This window comes from Salmonella sp. SAL4457, assembly GCF_046548235.1.
Classification (GTDB): domain Bacteria; phylum Pseudomonadota; class Gammaproteobacteria; order Enterobacterales; family Enterobacteriaceae; genus Salmonella; species Salmonella enterica.
In genome coordinates this window covers 1-257 of the sequence record NZ_JBGDZO010000823.1, presented here as the reverse complement: position 1 = coordinate 257, position 257 = coordinate 1, and the positions used below count along the sequence as shown (strand labels likewise).

Genomic DNA, 257 nt, shown 5'->3' with positions numbered 1-257 from the left:
ACGTCAAGGAAGGCCGAGCCGTCCTGAACTTCTCCGAGTGGCCGCGTCCGCAAGAGGAGGCGAAGAAAGCCTCTGAAGAAGTGCTCGAGGGCGAAATGCCGCCGGCTGCGTACACGTTGGTCCATGCCCACGCTCGCCTGAATGCAACGGATCGCGATCGGCTCGCGCGGGGACTCGCGGCAACCCTTGGTGTGGCTGTGGAACACGAGGTGCGCGAGCGCCGCCGCTAAGGTCCGCTTGCGTAGCCGTTCTTGAAC

The 257-nt window shown here is 64.6% G+C and carries 1 protein-coding gene; it reads left to right on the top strand.

Going from position 1 to position 257, the window contains the following annotated elements; translation table 11 throughout:
• Window positions 1–230 (top strand): heme-binding domain-containing protein (locus ACLJNW_RS26470; RefSeq protein ID WP_410961548.1); only part of this gene is annotated, 230 nt, incomplete at its 5' end.
• Window positions 231–257: the final 27 nt, after the last annotated feature.